The organism is Nonomuraea sp. NPDC052634 (assembly GCF_040678535.1).
In the GTDB taxonomy this organism is placed as follows: Bacteria; Actinomycetota; Actinomycetes; order Streptosporangiales; family Streptosporangiaceae; genus Nonomuraea; species Nonomuraea fastidiosa.
Genome location: NZ_JBFATY010000002.1, coordinates 672,185 through 689,900 on the forward strand (window position 1 = coordinate 672,185; position 17,716 = coordinate 689,900).

The following is a 17,716-nucleotide window of genomic DNA, read 5'->3' on the forward strand; positions in this document are numbered from 1 at the left end:
AGTCCCTTTCAGGCGTTGACGATGCGGTTGATGTTTTCCGGTGACAGGTAGTGCTCGATCGCGAGGATCCCGGCGCCCAGGGCGGCGGCGTTGATCCCCGTACGGCTCGGCGTGATGGACAGGTGATGGGTGGCCAGGGGCAGCGACCTGCGGTAGACGGTCTCCCTGATGCCGGCGACGAGGTGCTCGTGCACCCGCGACAGCGCGCCGCCGATGACGATGACCTCGGGGTTGAAGAAGTTGACCAGGCTGGCGAGCACCTCGCCGATGAGCCGGCCCGCCTCCCTGACCAGGCGCAGCGCCTGGGTGTTGCCCGACTGCACGAGCGCCACGACGTCGGCGCCCGACTCGGCGGGCAGGCCCAGCTCGCTCAGCCGGCGCGCGATGGCGGCGCCGCCGGCCACGGCCTCCAGGCAGGCGCTGTTGCCGCACCGGCAGCCGGCGTCGTCGTGGCCGCTGACCCGGATGTGACCGATGTCGCCCGCGGAGCCCTGGGCGCCCCGGTGCAGCTTGCCGTCGGCCATGATGCCGCAGCCGATGCCGGTGCCGACCTTGACGAACAGCAGGTGCTTGATGTCGGTGAAGGCGTTGCGGTGCTCGCCCAGCGCCATCACGTTGACGTCGTTGTCCACCAGGACGTCGACGCCTTCGAAGTACTCGGGGATGGGGTAATCGTTCCAGCCCGGCATGATCGGCGGGTTGTTGGGCCGTCCGGTGGCGAACTCGACCGGTCCGGGCACTCCGATCCCGATCGTGCGCAGCGCGCTGTGGGGGCGGCCCGCCTGGGCGAGCAGGTGGTCGATGCGCTGGTTCACGTGGGCCAGCACGCTCTCCGGGCCGTCGGCGATGAGCAGGGGGTCCTCGCACTCGGCCAGCACGTTGCCGGAGATGTCCATGAGCGCGACCCGGCAGTGGGTGGCGCCCAGGTCCACGCCCGCGAAGGCGTGGTCCTCGGTGTGCAGGCGGAGCTGGCGCGGCGGCCGGCCGCCGGTGGACTCGCCGCTCTCGGTCTCCTCGATGAGGCCGCGCTCGATGAGGGCGTCCACGCGCTGGGAGATCGTGGATCTGGCCAGGCCGGTGAGCCTCGCCAGGTCGGAACGGGTGGTCGCCGAGCCCGCGCTGATCAGCGTCAGCACGTCGCCGGCGGAACCCGGCTGGGGGGTCATGCCGCGACAATAAGATCGCTGATGCGGCAAATCAAGAGCCTGTATCGACCAAACTCGCCTTACTTCCGCCGAAGATCGAACAAAGACCTGTTTGTTCTCAAAAATCCACCGTTCTGACACAAAAGCCCCCCTCGCCGACGTGCGGCGACGGCGCGGCTCCGGGCCTACGCGCACTCGGGAAGCGGACCGACACGAAGGCCCCGTCGCCGGCGTGCGGCGACGGGGCCCCCGAGGAACGTACGGTGCTAGAGCATGGCCTTCATGGAGTCTCCGGCGGTCAGCACGTACGGCTGCTCGGCCATCACCGACTCCCAGTTGCTCGCGATCGCCTCGGGCGTGATGTCGTCGGTCTTCCAGCCCGGCCCCTCGGCCACGAACACCCGTGCCACCCGGCCGGCGCCGACGCTGAACACCTCGCCGCTCGTCTCGCACGACTCGTGCACGAGGTAGGCGACCAGCGCGCTGACCCGCTCGGGGGTGAACTTGGCCTCGAACTCGGCCGGCAGCAGCGCCTCGGTCATGCGAGTCCAGGCGATGGGCGCGATGGCGTTGGCCTTGATGCCGTTGCGCGCGCCCTCGATGGCGATCGTCTTGGTCAGGCCGACCAGGCCCATCTTGGCGGTGGAGTAGTTGGCCTGGCCGAAGTTGCCGAACAGGCCCGCCGGGCTGGAGGTGTTGACGACGCGGCCGTAGCCCGCGGCCTTCATCAGCGGGTACGCGGCCTGGCTGACCAGGTACGAGCCGCGTACGTGGACGGCCAGCACCGCGTCGAAGTCCTCGACGGTCATCTTGCCGAACGACTTGTCGCGCAGGATGCCCGCGTTGTTCACGACGATGTCCACCTTGCCGAAGGCGTCGACGGCGGTCTGCACAATGGCCCGCGCGCCCTCGGGGGTGGCGACGTTGTCGGTGCTCGCGACGGCCTGGCCGCCGTTCTTCGTGATGAGGTCGACGACCTCGGCGGCGGGCCCTTCCGAGGCGCCGGTGCCGTCGAGCGCGCCGCCGAGGTCGTTGACCACGACCTTGGCCCCGCGCTCCGCCAGCAGCAGCGCGTGCGACCTGCCGAGGCCGTGCCCGGCCCCCGTGATGATCGCGACCCTGTCGTCGAACCGAAGCATCGAACCTCCCAGGCAGGAGAACATCGTTCTAGTACGCCTACGATAACCGGCTCAGGGCGCGCGCCACAGATCCGGCTCGCCCCGCTCGCGATCGCCTTAAGGCGCGTGCCACAGGTCCGGCTCGCCCGGCTCGCGCACCACCCTGCCCTTGGCCTCAAGCCAGGCCAGGTGCGCCAGCGTCTCGTTGTTGGCCGAGCGCCGCATGAACGGCGGGATCGTCTCCCACGGCCGCGACCAGGTGAGCCTGGTGGCGACGTCCCAGCAGGCCGCCGCGCCGCCCTCGGCGAGCACCCGTTCGATCTCGGCGAGGCGCGCGTCGTGGTGCGCCATCACGGCGTCCACCCGCTCGGCCAGCTCCAGGAAGCGGTACTCGTGGGCGGGCAGCACCTCGTCCACCTCCAGCTTGCGCACGGCGGCCAGCGCGTCGAGGTAGTCGGCGAGCGGGTTCGGCCCCGACTGCGGGTGCACGGCCACGATCGGCGTGATCTTCGCGAGCACGTGGTCGCCGGAGAACAGCACCCGCCGCTCGGGCGAGACGAAGCACAGGTGGCCGGGCGAGTGACCGGGGGTCCAGACGGCGCGCAGGTCCCAGCCGGGCAGGCCCAGGTCGTCGCCGTCCTCGACCAGGCGGTCCGGCTTGGCCATGGTGACCACGTGCCTGATCATCATGGACGCGCCGGCCAGCTCGTCCAGCGTCAGCTCGGGCACGCCGCAGCGGCGCAGCAGCGCCCGCTCCCGCCGCACCAGGGCGTCGATCACGTCGTCGTCGTAGCGCTCGCGGATCAGGCGGGCGTCGGCGGGGTGCAGCGCGATCCAGGCGCCCGACACCTCGCGGACCCGCCCGGCCAGGCCGTAGTGGTCGGGGTGGATGTGGGTGACGAGCACCCCTTTGACGTCGGTGATCGCGTACCCGGCCACCCCCAGGCCGGCCACGAGCGCGTCGTACGCCTCGTCGGTGTTCCATCCGGCGTCGATGATCGCGACGCCGTCGGGGAGTTCGAGCGCGTAGACCAGCACGTACCGGAGGGGGTTGATGGGGATCGGCACCGGGATGGACCACAGGCCGGGGCGTACGCGCTCGACGCCGGGAACGCTCCCACCGGCCCATGCCTCCCGCTGTGCCGCGTTCGCGGGGGTCACCACAAATTTCGCCACACGCCCGAATATAGTTCTGTCACAGAATCGTGTTCTACTAGGGGTCATGAAGCCGAGCCGCGAGATCTCCGATGATGGCCGCTTCGTCCGCCAGCCGAACCGTTTCACGGAACGGCTCGGCCCGCCCGAGCCCGGCCGTTACCGCCTCTACGCCTCCTACGCCTGCCCGTGGGCCCAGCGCGTACTGATCGTCCGCAAGCTCCTCGGCCTGGAGGAGCTGCTCGAGGTCGCCATCACCGACCCCATCCGCGACGAGAAGGGCTGGCGCGTCCCCGGCGGCGACCCCGAATACCTGTCGGAGCTCTACCACGCCACCGACCCCGGCTACACCGGCCGCTACACCGTCCCCTGCATCTGGGACATCAAGGAAAAGCGCATCGTCACCAACGACTTCCCCCAGATCACCCTCGATCTGGAGATGTCCTGGGGCACCTCGCCCAACCTCTATCCTGAGCGCCTGCGTCCCGACATCGACATCATGAACGACCGCCTCTACCACGGGCTCAACAACGCGGTCTACGAGGCGGGCTTCTCGCGGAGCCAGCAGGCGTACGAGGAGGCGGTGGCCCGCGTGTTCACCACCCTCGACTTCCTCGAGGTGCGCCTGGCGGAGTCGGAGTTCCTCTTCGACACGCTCACCGACAGCGACATCCGCCTCTACACCACGCTGGCCCGCTTCGACACCGTTTACTACTCGCACTTCAAGTGCTCGGTCCGGCGGCTGGTGGACTATCCGGCGCTGTGGGCGTACGCGCGCCGCCTCTACGCCATCCCGGCCTTCCGCGAGACCACCGACTTCGACCAGATCAAGCGCCACTACTACATGACGCAGACCAACATCAATCCGAGCCGGATCGTGCCCGTGGGGCCTGAGCTGGACTGGAGCCTCTAGCTCCGGCCACCGGCGGCCCGGGGCCGCCGGCACCGCGACCACGACCCGCCCACACCCTGCCCGGGGCCGTCAGCACCGCGACCACGCCTCACCCACGCCCTGCCTGGGGCCGGCCTGGGCGGTCACGACCCGCCCACGCCCAGGCAGGCCGGCCGGGGCGGCCGGCGCGCAGGCCGCCCGGGACGCCCGCCCCTGAGGCCCTCCTCTCTGCCAGGAAGGCGGGCGGTAAGGCCGCCCCCTCTGGCGCGTGCCGCCGGCCTGCCGGGGCCTGCCTTTTTATGCGGTCAGAAGCCTGTCGCCGCCCTCCTCGGCCAGAACCTCGGCAGGCGTGGGCGCCTCCGGGTCCAGATCGATCAACCACTCCATGTAGAGCGACAACGAGATCCCGCGCCGCTTGGCGGCCAGGTCGAATCGCTTCTTGAGCACTTCCGGCACACGGGTCTGCAAAGGCACATTGCCCCCACCGGTCCCCTTAGGCCGCTGCACTCTCCCTGGTATTCCTGGCATGCCGAGGATCATCGCGCATCTACCAGGACCGATGCATTCAAGTGATCGGCGTGTCGCAAGAATTCTTTCCCGATCCGTGAACCAACGTGGAGCAACAAAGCCGCAAATCCGGAACGACCGGCACCATTCGGACGGGGTCGGGGGCCGCCTTGCCGGATCCCCCGGCGTGGGGGCATTCAGCCCGCCCGGACGACGACAGCCCGCCCGGACGACGACCGAGCAGGCCGCGGATCGGCATCAACCCGAGCCGGATCGCGCCCGCGGGGCCTGAGCCGGACTGGAGCCTTGAGCCACCGGCAGCCGTACGAAGAACAGGACCGAGGCCAGCAGCACCACGACCACGACCGTCCACGCCCACGCCAGGCCCGCCTGGGCGGCCAGCGCGCCGAGCGCCAGGTTCCCCACCGCGCTGCCGCCCTGTAACGCCAGCGAGCCGGTCGAGGTCACGGTGATGCGCTCGGCCGCGGTCACCGCGTTGTGCGTCAGCTCCAGGCAGAGCACCGAGGTGATCGCGGCGCCGACGAACAGCACGACGTAGGCCACACCGGCGCTCGCCGTACCCGCGAGTCCGTCGAGCGACGACGTGGCGGCGAGCGCCGCGACGGCGAGCGCGCTCAGCAGCGTCCCTGCCATCGCTCCCCGCGCCGAGCCGCCCGCCAGCGCGGCCGTACGGGGCGCGAGCGCGCTGCCCGCCGCGCTGCCGGCGAACCCGAGCGCCGCGACCACCGCGTAGAACAGGCTGCCCCGCTCGGCCGTGCCCGCCAGCTCGGCCAGCCGGCCCGGCGTGAGCAGCTCGACGCTCACCAGCATGAGGCCGGAGACGGCGGCGGCGCCCATCATGCGGCGCAGCACCGGCGCTCCCGCCGCCAGCCGGACGCCGCCCACGACCGTGGCGGGCACCTCGCGCAGCACGCCACCGAGCGACCTGCGCGCGCGGGCCGGCTCGGGCAGCGCGAACAGCACCACGACCAGCAGCGCCGCGGCGGCCACCACCCCCGCAAGCGGCGGCGCGGCCAGCGGGAACATCAGCGACGACGGCACCAGCAGCGGCAGGCAGCCGCCGCCCAGCACGCCCGTGCACAGGGCGACGGACTCCATCATCGCGCCCTTGGCCAGGCCGGGCGCGAGGTCGGCTTCCCGGCCCTCGACGGCGTGCAGCGTGTCGACGTACCAGGAGGTGGCCGGGCCGCTCGACAGCGCCCGCGCCACGCCCTTGAGCACGCCGCTGGCCAGGAACATCCAGAACGTCGTCGAGACGCTCATCAGCACGAGCGCCGCCACGGTGAACGCGGCCGATGCGGCCAGCACCACGCGCCGCCCCACGACGTCGGACAGCCCGCCGGTGGGCAGCTCCAGGCTCACGGTGACGACCGAGAACACCATCGTAGCCAGCCCGATCTCCGCCAGGCCGAGCCCGCGCTCGCTCATCAGCAGCACCATGACGGTCATCTGGAGCCCGGTGGGCAGCCAGGTCAGGAAGCTGACGAGCATGTAACGCCGCAGAGCCGAGCGCGCGGTCACGTCCGCTCCTTCCGTTCTCGCGGGGCCGTCACGTCCGTTCCTCCCGCTTTTGCGGGAAGCCGCCCACGAACAGGTGGACGGGGCGGCTGTCCTGCGCGCCCGCGTACCGGGCGGTGAGCTCGCCGAGCAGCTCCTCGGCCCGCCTCATGAACTCGGCGAGCGCCTGCGGCGGCAGCTCGGCGAAGTGGTCGTCCACGCCCGCCGCCTCGACCCACTCCGGCGGCCAGTCGTCCTCGTCGAACCCCAGGATCCGCTCCGCCAGCACCTCGGCCTGCCGGGTCCTGATGACCTCGACCGCCTCGCGCCCGCCCGGCACGCCGACCATCTCGCGGCTGTTCCACGAGGTGTAGCGGTGGCGGGCGCGCCAGCGGCGCTCGCGGCCGTCACGGCCGCCCGGGTCCTCCTCGATGAAGCCGTACTTGAACAGCTCGCGCAGGTGATAGCTGGTCGAGCCCGAGCTCTCCCCCGTCTTGCGGCCCAGTTCGCTGGCCGTGGCGGGCCCTTCGGTGCGCAGCAGGCCGAGCAGCCGGCCGCGCAGCGGGTGTGCGACCACCTTGAGCGCCTGCGGATCACTGATCTTGTAGCGGTCCTCCATGCCGCCGACGATAACCCGCAAAAGCAATTTTGCAAAGGTACTTTTGCGGTTTTGCGCGCTCCTAGACTGTGGGGATGCTCGACGACATCTGGGTTGACGACTCCGTCTTCGCACTCCGCCCCGACTTCGCGGTGCTCGCCATGACCGCACACGGCCTGCGCAACGGGCCCACGGACGACAGGTCGCGCGGCTGGCTGAAAGAGGCGGCCGAGGTGGAGGTCCAGACGGCCAAGATCGACGCCTGGAAGGACGCCTACCGCGCGTTCGGCGCCAAGCCGTCGCGCACCAGGCCCTCGGTCGACGCGCTCACCCGGCGCATGCCGCTGCCGGAGATCAACCTGGCGGTCGACGCGTACAACTCGGTGAGCGTCAAGCACGCGCTGCCCATCGGCGGCGAGGACCTCGACCGCTACTCAGGCCCCGCCCGGCTGGTGCGCGCCACCGGCGACGAGCCGTCGGAGGAGGCGCTCGGGCAGCCCGAGCCCGGTGAGGTCATCTGGCGCGACGACATCGGCGTCACCTGCCGCCGCTGGAACTGGCGCCAGGTCGTGCGCACCCGGCTCACCGAGGAGACCACCAACGCGATCTTCCTGCTCGAACGCCTCGAGCCGATGTCGCTGGAGGAGCTGGAGCAGGCAGGCGATGAGCTGGCCGCACTCCTCAGGGAGCTGTCGCCGGACGTCAGCATCGCGCGCAGAGTACTGACATCCGGGAAATAAACCTCCGCCCACGGTGTTGATACCAAAGAGTAATAAAGGCTGCACCACCCGGATTGACGAGGGGGGCGTGACGTCTTTGCACGGTCCTGAGACGATCGTTCGAGGCGGCACGCCCTCTTGGGCGCGCGCTACCGGTCTGGGCGAGTAGCCTTGGACAGGTTCTCTAACATCAACGCCGATCTGCGGAAGAGGGCGATTTCCGCCGTGTCGTCTGAGTCGTCGCGGACAAACCCGCTGGCAAGCTTTGGTCAGAACGAATGGCTTGTCGACGAGCTGTATCAGAAGTACCTCCAAGATCCTGAGTCTGTCGACAAGGCCTGGTGGAACTTCTTCGCTGACTACAACCCTGACTATGGACCGGGCCGATCCCCGGCCAGGGAGGCGGCGAACGGCAGTGTGACCGCGCCCGCGCCTCCCCAGGCGCCGAAGGCGCCACCGGCCGAAAAGCCGAAGCAGCCGGCCACCCCGGTGCCCCAGGGCGCCGAAGAGGTCAGGCTGCGCGGCGCGGCGGCACGCACGGCCGCCAACATGGACGCGTCGCTGTCGGTGCCGACCGCGACCAGCGTCCGCGCCATCCCGGCCAAGCTGCTCATCGACAACCGCATTGTGATCAACAATCACCTCAAGCGGGGTCGCGGAGGCAAGGTCTCCTTCACGCACCTGATCGGGTTCGCGATCGTCAAGGCGCTGAAGACCATGCCGGAGATGAACTACTCCTACGCGGAGATCGACGGCAAGCCCACCCTGGTCAAGCCCGAGCACGTCGGGTTCGGCCTGGCGATCGACGTCCAGAAGAGCAACGGCGAGCGCCAGCTCCTCGTGCCCTCCATCAAGGCCGCCGAGCAGATGGACTTCCGGCAGTTCTGGATGGCCTACGAGGAGATCGTGCGCAAGGCCCGGGCGGGCAAGCTCGGGGTCGACGACTTCACCGGCACCACCATCTCGCTGACCAACCCCGGCACCATCGGCACCGTCCACTCCGTCCCCCGCCTGATGCCCGGCCAGGGCACCATCATCGGCGTCGGCGCCATGGAATACCCGGCCGAATACCAGGGCGCATCGCCCGACACGCTGTCGCGCCTGGCCGTCTCCAAGGTCATGACGCTGACCAGCACCTACGACCACCGGATCATCCAGGGCGCCCAGTCGGGCGACTTCCTGCGCCAGATCCACCGGCTGCTGCTCGGCGAGGACGGCTTCTACGACGAGATCTTCGAGGCGCTGCGGATCCCGTACGAGCCGGTCCGCTGGGTCCAGGACATCTCGGCCTCCCACGACGACGACGTGGCCAAGTCCGCTCGCGTGCTGGAGCTGATCCACGCCTACCGCGTGCGCGGCCACCTGATGGCCGAGACCGACCCGCTGGAGTACAAGCAGCGCAAGCACCCCGACCTCGACATCCAGAGCCACGGCCTGACGCTGTGGGACCTGGAGCGCGAGTTCGCCACGGGCGGTTTCGGCGGCCGTCCGCTGATGAAGCTGCGCGACATCCTGGGCGTGCTGCGCGACTCCTACTGCCGTACGGTCGGCATCGAGTACATGCACATCCAGAACCCCGAGGAGCGGGCCTGGATCCAGGAGCGGGTGGAGAAGCCGCACAAGTCGCCCGCGCGTGACGAGCAGCTCAACATCCTGTCGCGGCTCAACACCGCCGAGGCGTTCGAGACCTTCCTGCAGACGAAGTTCGTCGGCCAGAAGCGCTTCTCGCTGGAGGGCGGCGAGTCCCTCATCCCGCTGCTCGACTCGGTGATCAGCAAGGCCGCCGACGAAGACCTCGACGAGGTCGTCATCGGCATGGCCCACCGCGGCCGCCTCAACGTGCTCGCCAACATCGTGGGCAAGTCCTACGCGCAGATCTTCGGCGAGTTCGAGGGCAACATCGACCCGCGCACCGCCCACGGCTCCGGCGACGTGAAGTACCACCTGGGCGCCACCGGCACGTTCACCGCGCCGAGCGGCAAGACCATCACCGCGTCCGTGGTCGCCAACCCCTCCCACCTGGAGGCGGTCGACCCGGTGCTCGAGGGCGTCGTCCGCGCCAAGCAGGACCTCCTCGAGCGCGGCGAGGAGGGCTTCACCGTCCTTCCCGTCCTCGTCCACGGCGACGCGGCCTTCGCCGGCCAGGGCGTCGTGGCCGAGACGCTCAACCTGTCGCAGCTGCGCGGCTACCGCACCGGCGGCACCGTCCACGTCGTGGTCAACAACCAGGTCGGCTTCACCACCTCGCCCGCCTCGTCCCGTTCGTCGGTCTACGCCACCGACGTCGCGCGGATGATCCAGGCGCCGATCTTCCACGTCAACGGCGACGACCCCGAGGCCGTGGTGCGCGTGGGCCGGCTGGCCTACGAATACCGGCAGGCGTTCCGCAAGGACGTCGTCATCGACCTCATCTGCTACCGCCGCCGCGGCCACAACGAGGGCGACAACCCCGCCTTCACCCAGCCGCTGATGTACGACCTCATCGACGCCAAGCGCTCGACCCGCAAGCTCTACACCGAGGCCCTGATCGGCCGCGGCGACATCACGGTCGAAGAGGCCGAGCAGGCGCTGCGCGACTACCAGGCCAAGCTGGAGCAGGCGTTCACCGAGGTCCGCGAGGCGGCGAAGAAGCCTCAGGAGGCGGCCGCCATGCGGGTGCCGCCGGCCGAGGTCGTCAAGTGGTCCCACGCCGACACCCACACCGCGATCACCGACGAGACGCTCAAGCGCATCGTCGACACCCAGCTCAACCTCCCCGAGGGCTTCACGCCGCACCCGCGTCTCGCGCCGGTGCTGCAGCGCCGCGGCCAGATGGTGGAGCAGGACGCGATCGACTGGGCGATGGGCGAGACGCTGGCCTTCGGCTCGCTGCTCATCGACGGCCACCCGGTGCGCCTGGTCGGCCAGGACTCCCGGCGCGGTACGTTCACCCAGCGCCACGCCGTCCTCGTCGACCGCATGACCGGGGCCGAGCACACCCCGCTCAAGGCGTTCAACGAGGGCACCACGAAGTTCTACGTCTACGACTCGCTGCTCAGCGAGTTCGCGGCGCTCGGCTTCGAGTACGGCTACAGCGTGGTCCGGCCCGACGCCCTGGTCTGCTGGGAGGCGCAGTTCGGCGACTTCGTCAACGGCGCCCAGACGATCATCGACGAGTTCATCGCCTCGGGCGAGCAGAAGTGGGGCCAGAAGTCCTCGGTCGTGCTGCTGCTGCCGCACGGCTACGAGGGTCAGGGTCCCGACCACTCCTCGGCCCGCATCGAGCGCTTCCTCCAGGTCTGCGCGCTCGACAACATGACCGTCGCCCAGCCCACCACGCCGGCCAACTACTTCCACCTGCTGCGCTGGCAGGTGCAGTCGGGCCGGCGTAAGCCGCTGGTGGTCTTCACGCCGAAGTGGCTGCTGCGCCACAAGGCGGCCACGTCCAAGGCGTCCGACTTCACCTCGGGCACCTTCCAGCCGGTCCTCGGTGACACCACCGTGGACCCGGCGAAGGTGACCAAGGTGGTGCTCAGCTCCGGCAAGATCTACTACGAGATGCTGGCGCAGCGCGAGAAGCTCGGGCGCGACGACGTGGCGCTGGTCCGGCTGGAGCGGCTCTACCCGTTCCCGGCGGAGGAGCTGGCCGCCGAGCTGGGCCGCTACGGCGCGCAGGCCGAGCTGGTCTGGGCTCAGGACGAGCCGGTCAACATGGGCCCGTGGCCGTACCTCACGCTCAAGCTGGCCGAGGACCCGCAGACGCTGGGCGGCCGGCCGATCCGGCGGGTGTCGCGTACGCCCAACAGCTCGCCGGCGACCGGTTCGCACAACCAGCACGACCGTGAGTCCGAGGAGATCCTGCGCCAGATCTTCGGCTGATCTCGTGCGAGCTCGCGTGATCACCCGCGTTTGATCATCGACTCGCGAACGCCGGCTCGTGATCACCGGCTCGTGATCACCGGCTCGTGATCGCCGGCTCGTGATCACCGGCTCGCGATCGCCGGCTCGTGATCACCGGCTCGCGTGACCTCCGGTGAGCCCCCTGCCTTCGGTGGCCGGGGGCTCACTGCTGTCACGGCAGGCTAAAGTCGGGGCGGGGCGCTGGGGCGCGCCCCAGGAAGGTTCGAGGGAGGACGATGTACTTCACCGATCGGGGGATCGAAGAGCTGGTCGAGCGGCGCGGCGAGGAAGAGGTCAGCCTGCTGTGGCTGGGCGAGCGGCTGCGCGAGTTCGTCGACCTCAACCCCGAGTTCGAAACGCCGATCGAGCGGCTGGCCACGTGGCTGGCGCGGCTGGACGACGACGAGGACGAGTGACCGCACGCCCGGGGCCACGGCGGTAGTCTCGAAAACAGGACGCGATACATCTTGAGTTCGACTCGAACGCGACATATCGTGTTTTGCGTAGAGACGATGTCCGTGGAGAAGGGGTGGGAAGCATGCCGCAGTGGACGATCGACGCGCCGGACCGGCTCACGTTCGACCAGGTCGACGACCTCGATGTACGCATCGTCGCCGGCCGGCTCGACGTCCTGGCCAGCGACGGCTCGTCCACCCTGGAGGTCGCCGAGATCGACTCGGCCTCCCCGCTGCTCGTCACCTACGAAGAGGAGACCCGCACGCTCACCGTCGCCTACCGCGACCTCACCTGGGACGGCCTGCTCGGCTGGCTGCGCCGCGACAAACGCAGAACCGTGCTGTCCATCGCCGTCCCCAGGACCTGCCGGGTCAAGGCGGGCGTGGTGACGGCCCCGGCCGTGGTCGCCGGGTTCGAGCGGGTCACGAACGTCAAGAGCGTCTCCGGCGACATCGTGCTCGACGGCGTCAGCGGGGAGGTGCTGGCCAACACCGTCTCCGGCGCGGTCGAGAGCCGGGCCATGGAGGGCGATCTGTCGTTCATCAGCGTCTCAGGCGACCTCACCGTGGCCAAGGGCACGCCGCGGCGGCTGAAGGCCAGCACCGTCTCCGGCCGCATCACCGCCGACCTCATGCTCCGCCCCACCGGGCATGTGACGCTCAACAGCGTCTCCGGTGACATCCTGGTCAGGCTGCCCAAGAACGTGGAGGCGGACGTCAGCGTCAAGTCCACCTCCGGGCGGCTCGTCAGCACGTTCGAGGAACTGTCCACCAAGAGCGCTCCCGGCAGCAAGTCGATGTCGGGACGACTCGGCGGCGGCATGGCCTCCCTGTCGGCCATCACGGTCAACGGCGAGGTCGCGCTGCTCAAGGGAGAGAGGTAATGAGCCCTGTCTTCGGTCACGGCCGGCTCCGGCTGTACCTGCTGAAGCTGCTGAGCGAGAGCCCGCGCCATGGCTACGAGGTCATCCGGCTGCTCCAGGACCGCTTCCTCGGCGTCTACTCGCCCTCTCCCGGCACCATCTACCCGCGCCTGGCCCGGCTGGAGGAAGAGGGCCTGGTGACCCACGAGGTGGTCTCGGGCAAGAAGGTCTTCTCCATCACCGACAAGGGACGCGACGAGCTCAACGACCGGCTCGACGAACTCGCCGACCTCGAACAGGAGATCTCCGCCTCCGTCCGCGACATCGCCCGCGAGGTCAAGGAGGACGTCCGCGACACCGTCAAGTCGCTGCGCGAAGAGCTGACCCGGATGGCGCGGGACGTACGCACCGGGACCGCCGAGGACGCCCGGCGGCAGCGACAGCGGCAGAAGGAGGCGCTCAAGCGGCTGCGCGACGAGCAGAAGCGCCAGTGGATGGAGCACGCCTCGCACTGGCAGGACGAGAGCGAGCGGCTGCGCAGAGAGTGGCGCAGGATCTGGCAGGAGGCGTGGAGCACGCTCGGCGGCCCGCCGTCCGACGGCCCCGCCAACCGCGCCGCCCTGGACGCCGAGCTGGGCGAGCTCCTCGCCGACTTCGTCGGGCAGGCCCGCCGCGAGGCATCGCAGGCCCGGCTGACCCCGCGGAAGCTCGCCGACCTCCGCGCCGCCCTCGACGCCGCCTCCCGCAACGTAAGAGAAATCCTCGAACGTTGACCACCGGGCCCGCCCCGAAACCCACGCCCCCGACCACCGGGGCCCGCCCCGGGACCCGCGCCCCGACCACCGGGAGCCGCCCCGGGACCCGCGCCCCGACCACCGGGAGCCGCCCCGAGACCCGCGCCCCGACCACCGGGGCCTGCCGGGAGTCGCACGCCCCGAACCTCTGCGGCTCGCCGAGGCCGGGCACGCGAACAGGCCGCCCTCGGCCAGGCGCGCGCAGCGGTCACCGCTGACCAGCCATGCGCCCCGGCCGTCCTGCGCCGCCCGCAGCCACACGCAGGCCAGGCGGCGCGGATCGACCGCCTTCCCGCACACGGTCCGACGGCCACTGGCGCGAATCGACCGCCTTCCTTTGACCGGTCCGACGGCCACAGGCGCGTTCCGCCCAGACGCCCACCGACCTACGCCCCGACCACCGCTGAGCACGATCCCGCTCGATCTCCTACGGCCCCGCGCACCAGCCGCCCTCCGGCCAAGTGCCCGAAGCCTCACCCCTCGCCCGGCGCAACACCCCGCCGCCCCGCTATGGGCGGTGCGCGACCAGACGCCCACCCCGCAGCATGACGCCCACCCCACAGCATGGAGCGCGAGACAGCATGGAGTGCGAGCCGGGCGCGCTCGAGCAGGCGTGCGAGCCGGGCCCCGGCGATCCCACGTCGTCAGCCCCAAGGTGGGGGCCGCCTACCGGCAGGCGAGAGTCAGGCGGCGTCGCGGCAGGAGCGGCGTTCGGCGCGGCGGGCGTGGTAGGCGAGGGCATGTAGCGGAGGCGGTACCGCCGGGGCGGCAGGTCGCGCGGCACCTCACGTTCGGGCACCCGCAGGCCCGCGCGAGTCATATCGCCGCGAGCTGCCGCGACTCCTCGTAGAAGCGCCGCTGCTGCTCCTCGGTGTACGGCGTGCCGAAGTACCGGTTGAGCGCGATGAAGCGCTCGAACAGCGTCAGATGCACCCACGCCCACGCCTCACCGTTGAGGGCGTGGTAGCGCCGCCCGCGCGCGTCCACGCCGCCGATCGGCGCGTGTAACCGCCGCAGCCGCCGCCCCTCTGCGGGCCCTTCGGCCCCGCCGTACACCCACTTCTGCACGGAGATCAGCGTGCGCTGCAGCCGCCCCCAGGGATCCTGCCGGTACGTGGAGTGCTCGGCGACCGCCGCCCCCACCGCCGGATGCATGATCTGAAGCACCAGCGCGCTGCCGGCGACGAGGAGGTTGCGGTACTCGCCGGCGGTGTCCCAGTGCATCGAGCCCGGGCCGAACGGCACAACGTCCATGCTGATCACTCCTGGGTGAGGGGCCCATCCCCTCTGTATCGCCCAGAAGCCAGCAGAAGTAACTTGTCACTTATTCACCGGGTAAAGACGATCTTTCCGAAGATCTCGCCCGACGCCAGGGCTGCGAAGCCGTCGCGCGCCTCCGTCATCGGCATCACCCGGTCGACCACCGGCCGCACCCCGGTCTGCTCCAGGAACACCGCGAGCCGCCGCAGCTGCTCCAGCGTGCCCATCGTCGAGCCGACCACCGACAGCTGCAGGAAGAAGACCCGCTGCAGGTCGGCCGGCGGCACCGCGCCGCTGGTCGCCCCGGACACCACGATGCGCCCGCCCGGCTTGAGCGACTTGAGCGAGTGGCTCCAGGTGGCCTGGCCGACGGTCTCCATCACCGCGTCCACCCGCTCGGGCAGCCGCGCCCCCGGCTCGAACACCTGGTCGGCGCCCAGCTCCAGGGCCCGCTGCCGCTTGCTCTCCGAGCGGCTGGTGGCCCAGATGCGGTATCCGGCCGCCCGGCCGAGCGCGATCAGCGCCGTCGCCACGCCGCCGCCCGCGCCCTGCACGAGCACGGTCGAGCCGGGCTGCAGCCCGGCCTTGTCGAACAGCATCCGGTACGCGGTCAGCCACGCCGTCGGCAGGCAGGCGGCGTGCTCGAAGCTCAGCGCGGCGGGCTTGGGCACCAGGTTGCGGCGCGGCACCGCCACCCGGTCCGCGAACGTGCCGTCGTGCACCTCCGACAGCAGCGACCGCTTCGGGTCGAGCGTCTCGTCGGGGCCCGAGCCGATCACGGAGTGCACGATGACCTCGTTGCCGTCCTCGTCCACGCCGGCGGCGTCGCAGCCCAGCACGATCGGCAGGCGGTCCTGAGTGATGCCGACGCCCTTGAGCGTCCACAGGTCGTGGTGGTTGAGCGCGGCGGCGCGTACGGTGACCGTCGTCCACCCGTCCGGCACCTTCGGCTCGGGGTGCTCGCCCAGCGTCAGCCCGGTGAGCGGATTGTCGGGATCGATCTGTGTGGCGGTAACGGCGAACATGGCCGCACCCTACTTCAGCCCATCCCGTCACCCCAGCCCCGCACCGGCGCGGCCACCAGACCGCGCTCAAGTGAGCATGCGCACGCGCGACCGCGCGCCCGCCGCTCAGGTGGGCCGTCCCGCGACCAGCCGCCCGCGCTCAGCCGCCGGCCACGGACGCGCTCAGGTGAGCGTGACGCGGAGCTGGTCGAGCACCGTGCGCCGGAACTCGGGTGGCCCGGTGACCGCGACCAGGACGTCACCCCGGCACACCATCTCGCCGCGCCGCCCGGGCCCGTCGATCACGGCCGGCATCCGCGCCCTGTCGGCGCAGTCAGGCGTCGGAACGAGGGCCACCCGCTCCCCCAAGCCGCCGAACCAGAGCTGCGGCCCCACGGGACGGCCCTGCACGACCGTGCCCGGCGCTGCCAGCCGGACTCCCTTGCCGGCCGAGAGCACGAGGTAGCCGTCCTTGGTCACCCGTCCCTTCACCTGGCGGGCCATCGTCATCCGCTGCTCGAACGTCAGCCCCTGCCCGACGTCGTGCAGGGCGAGCCGCCACCGCCCGAACGCGAACAGCAGCACCTGCCCGCGCGCCCCGCTGCCCGCAGGACGCGGCCAGAGGGTGACGTTGGGCGTGAAGTTCCTGATCGGTTTGCCGCCCCGGGTGATCTCGATCTCACCGGCGTAAGGGGCCACGAACTGCCGGAAGCGGCCGTCCACCCACGCGCTCCAGAACGGCCGCGACCCCATCTCCGCGAGCCCCAGCTTAGCCGGGTAGCGCACCTCGGCGCGGGTGCCGTCGGGGAAGACGACCTCGAGCAGCTCGTCGCCGCCCTTGCGGGCGGGCCGCGCGGTGAGAATGTTGGGCGCGCTCTCGACCCTGGTGAGCGACCGGATGGGCGCGGGCGTCGGCCCTTCGGCGTCGGTCTCGGGCTCGGGCTCCCGGCTGGTGAGCACACTGACGGCGCAGATGGCCACGAGCGCCACCACCACCGTCCACTCGACCCATCGGCGGTGGCCACGCTCGTCTGACTCGATGACGTCGAACCGGTCCGCCACGACGTTCCTAGCCGAGTAGTGCTGGCGTGCGCCCTTGTGCTCAGTTCAGTTGAGCGGCGACCGCCAGCGCAACCCCTCGAACCGGGCGAAATCCCTGTCGCAGGTCACGAACTCACATCCGTGCTCGATGGCCAGCGCGGCGAGATAGGCGTCGGGAATGAGCTTTCTCCGGGCGTCGGTCTGCCTGCAGAGCCTGGTGAAGATCTCCCAGTGACGCTTCCCTGGAGTGACGACGATGGCATGAGGCTGATTTCGCACCTGGTCGGCGAAGGTGAGGATCTTCCGCATGTCCGGCGGATCCTGGTGAATGGCTCCGTTGCTGAGCACGCGGATGAACCCGTTGATCACAAAGTCGGAGACCGCGTAGGCGGATTCGCCGTTGACCTGTTCATCGATCAGCTTGTGGCAGACGACGTGGTGCGGCGCCTCCGTACGGAAGGCGTTGACGAGGATGTTGACGTCAGCGAGCTGCATCGGCCTCCGCCTTTCCGTATCCCTCGATGTCGTCTTGCTCCATCAGGTGGTAGATGAGCTCAGGGGTCAGGTCGATCTCCGGCTTGAGCCGCGCGTCGCTGGTGACGAGCTCCACGCGGGGCCGTTCGGCCGCCTCCGTGGCGCGGTTGAGCAGTTGCCGCAAGGCGTCCTCCATCACTGAGGTGAGACTCCGTCCGTTTCTGGCCGCGTACGCCTTCGCCTCGTTGAGGAGCGCCTCGTCGATGCGCACGGTTGTCCTCCGCATGACTCCAG

General features: G+C 70.4%; 17 protein-coding genes. 6 read left to right on the top strand and 11 right to left on the bottom strand.

Features of this window, described 5'->3' with window-relative positions; genetic code table 11:
* Positions 1–8 precede the first annotated feature (8 nt).
* The 3 genes from AB0K67_RS15685 to AB0K67_RS15695 form a co-directional block, all read right to left on the bottom strand.
* Positions 9–1,166 (bottom strand): ROK family transcriptional regulator, encoded by a 1,158-nt coding sequence (locus AB0K67_RS15685; protein WP_364059324.1) that lies wholly within the window; start codon positions 1,164–1,166, stop codon positions 9–11.
* A gap of 245 nt (positions 1,167–1,411) precedes the next feature.
* A complete protein-coding gene (locus tag AB0K67_RS15690; RefSeq protein ID WP_364059327.1) occupies positions 1,412–2,284 on the bottom strand; it encodes an SDR family oxidoreductase in 873 nt (290 codons plus the stop codon).
* A gap of 96 nt (positions 2,285–2,380) precedes the next feature.
* The gene (locus tag AB0K67_RS15695; RefSeq protein WP_364059330.1) at positions 2,381–3,439 is read right to left on the bottom strand and encodes an MBL fold metallo-hydrolase; all 1,059 of its coding nucleotides are present in this window, start codon (positions 3,437–3,439) and stop codon (positions 2,381–2,383) included.
* 46 nt (positions 3,440–3,485) lie between these two features.
* Here AB0K67_RS15695 and AB0K67_RS15700 point away from each other — a divergent pair, with 46 nt between their 5' ends.
* Positions 3,486–4,331 carry a glutathione S-transferase C-terminal domain-containing protein gene (locus tag AB0K67_RS15700; protein ID WP_364059333.1) on the top strand — a complete coding sequence of 282 codons (846 nt, stop codon included), beginning with the start codon at positions 3,486–3,488 and terminating at the stop codon, positions 4,329–4,331.
* 276 nt (positions 4,332–4,607) lie between these two features.
* On the opposite strand, the gene AB0K67_RS15705 is transcribed toward AB0K67_RS15700, so the two are convergent.
* The 3 genes from AB0K67_RS15705 to AB0K67_RS15715 form a co-directional block, all read right to left on the bottom strand.
* A complete protein-coding gene (locus AB0K67_RS15705; RefSeq protein ID WP_364059336.1) occupies positions 4,608–4,766 on the bottom strand; it encodes a hypothetical protein in 159 nt (52 codons plus the stop codon).
* A gap of 309 nt (positions 4,767–5,075) precedes the next feature.
* On the bottom strand, positions 5,076–6,359 hold the full coding sequence (locus AB0K67_RS15710; protein WP_364059339.1) for an MFS transporter: 1,284 nt from the start codon (positions 6,357–6,359) through the stop codon (positions 5,076–5,078).
* Positions 6,360–6,387: 28 nt separating this feature from the next.
* A complete protein-coding gene (locus tag AB0K67_RS15715) occupies positions 6,388–6,954 on the bottom strand; it encodes a winged helix-turn-helix domain-containing protein (RefSeq protein ID WP_364059342.1) in 567 nt (188 codons plus the stop codon).
* A gap of 74 nt (positions 6,955–7,028) precedes the next feature.
* Between AB0K67_RS15715 and AB0K67_RS15720 the strand changes: the two genes are divergently transcribed.
* The 5 genes from AB0K67_RS15720 (at position 7,029) to AB0K67_RS15740 (ending at position 13,622) form a co-directional block, all read left to right on the top strand.
* On the top strand, positions 7,029–7,673 hold the full coding sequence (locus AB0K67_RS15720; protein ID WP_364059345.1) for a phenylalanine--tRNA ligase beta subunit-related protein: 645 nt from the start codon (positions 7,029–7,031) through the stop codon (positions 7,671–7,673).
* 204 nt (positions 7,674–7,877) lie between these two features.
* Positions 7,878–11,510, top strand: a complete 3,633-nt coding sequence (locus tag AB0K67_RS15725) for a multifunctional oxoglutarate decarboxylase/oxoglutarate dehydrogenase thiamine pyrophosphate-binding subunit/dihydrolipoyllysine-residue succinyltransferase subunit (RefSeq protein WP_364059348.1) — start codon at positions 7,878–7,880, stop codon at positions 11,508–11,510.
* A gap of 257 nt (positions 11,511–11,767) precedes the next feature.
* Positions 11,768–11,947 carry a DUF6104 family protein gene (locus tag AB0K67_RS15730; protein ID WP_364059351.1) on the top strand — a complete coding sequence of 60 codons (180 nt, stop codon included), beginning with the start codon at positions 11,768–11,770 and terminating at the stop codon, positions 11,945–11,947.
* Positions 11,948–12,069: 122 nt separating this feature from the next.
* Complete coding sequence (locus tag AB0K67_RS15735; protein ID WP_364059354.1) at positions 12,070–12,870, top strand: DUF4097 family beta strand repeat-containing protein; 801 nt, start codon at positions 12,070–12,072, stop codon at positions 12,868–12,870.
* Positions 12,870–13,622: a helix-turn-helix transcriptional regulator gene (locus tag AB0K67_RS15740; RefSeq protein WP_364059357.1), complete on the top strand. Its 753-nt coding sequence runs from the start codon at positions 12,870–12,872 to the stop codon at positions 13,620–13,622. The genes AB0K67_RS15735 and AB0K67_RS15740 overlap by 1 nt, the downstream gene beginning before the upstream one ends.
* An 837-nt stretch (positions 13,623–14,459) precedes the next feature.
* On the opposite strand, the gene AB0K67_RS15745 is transcribed toward AB0K67_RS15740, so the two are convergent.
* The 5 genes from AB0K67_RS15745 to AB0K67_RS15765 all read right to left on the bottom strand — a co-directional run bounded on the left by AB0K67_RS15745 (position 14,460) and on the right by AB0K67_RS15765 (position 17,693).
* Positions 14,460–14,897, bottom strand: a complete 438-nt coding sequence (locus AB0K67_RS15745; RefSeq protein WP_364059360.1) for an oxygenase MpaB family protein — start codon at positions 14,895–14,897, stop codon at positions 14,460–14,462.
* Between the two features lie 74 nt (positions 14,898–14,971).
* Positions 14,972–15,928: a zinc-binding dehydrogenase gene (locus AB0K67_RS15750; protein ID WP_364059363.1), complete on the bottom strand. Its 957-nt coding sequence runs from the start codon at positions 15,926–15,928 to the stop codon at positions 14,972–14,974.
* Between the two features lie 162 nt (positions 15,929–16,090).
* Positions 16,091–16,969: a hypothetical protein gene (locus AB0K67_RS15755; RefSeq protein WP_364059366.1), complete on the bottom strand. Its 879-nt coding sequence runs from the start codon at positions 16,967–16,969 to the stop codon at positions 16,091–16,093.
* Between the two features lie 45 nt (positions 16,970–17,014).
* Complete coding sequence (locus AB0K67_RS15760; RefSeq protein WP_364059369.1) at positions 17,015–17,443, bottom strand: type II toxin-antitoxin system VapC family toxin; 429 nt, start codon at positions 17,441–17,443, stop codon at positions 17,015–17,017.
* On the bottom strand, positions 17,430–17,693 hold the full coding sequence (locus AB0K67_RS15765; RefSeq protein WP_364059372.1) for a hypothetical protein: 264 nt from the start codon (positions 17,691–17,693) through the stop codon (positions 17,430–17,432). The genes AB0K67_RS15760 and AB0K67_RS15765 overlap by 14 nt, the downstream gene beginning before the upstream one ends.
* Positions 17,694–17,716 lie beyond the last annotated feature (23 nt).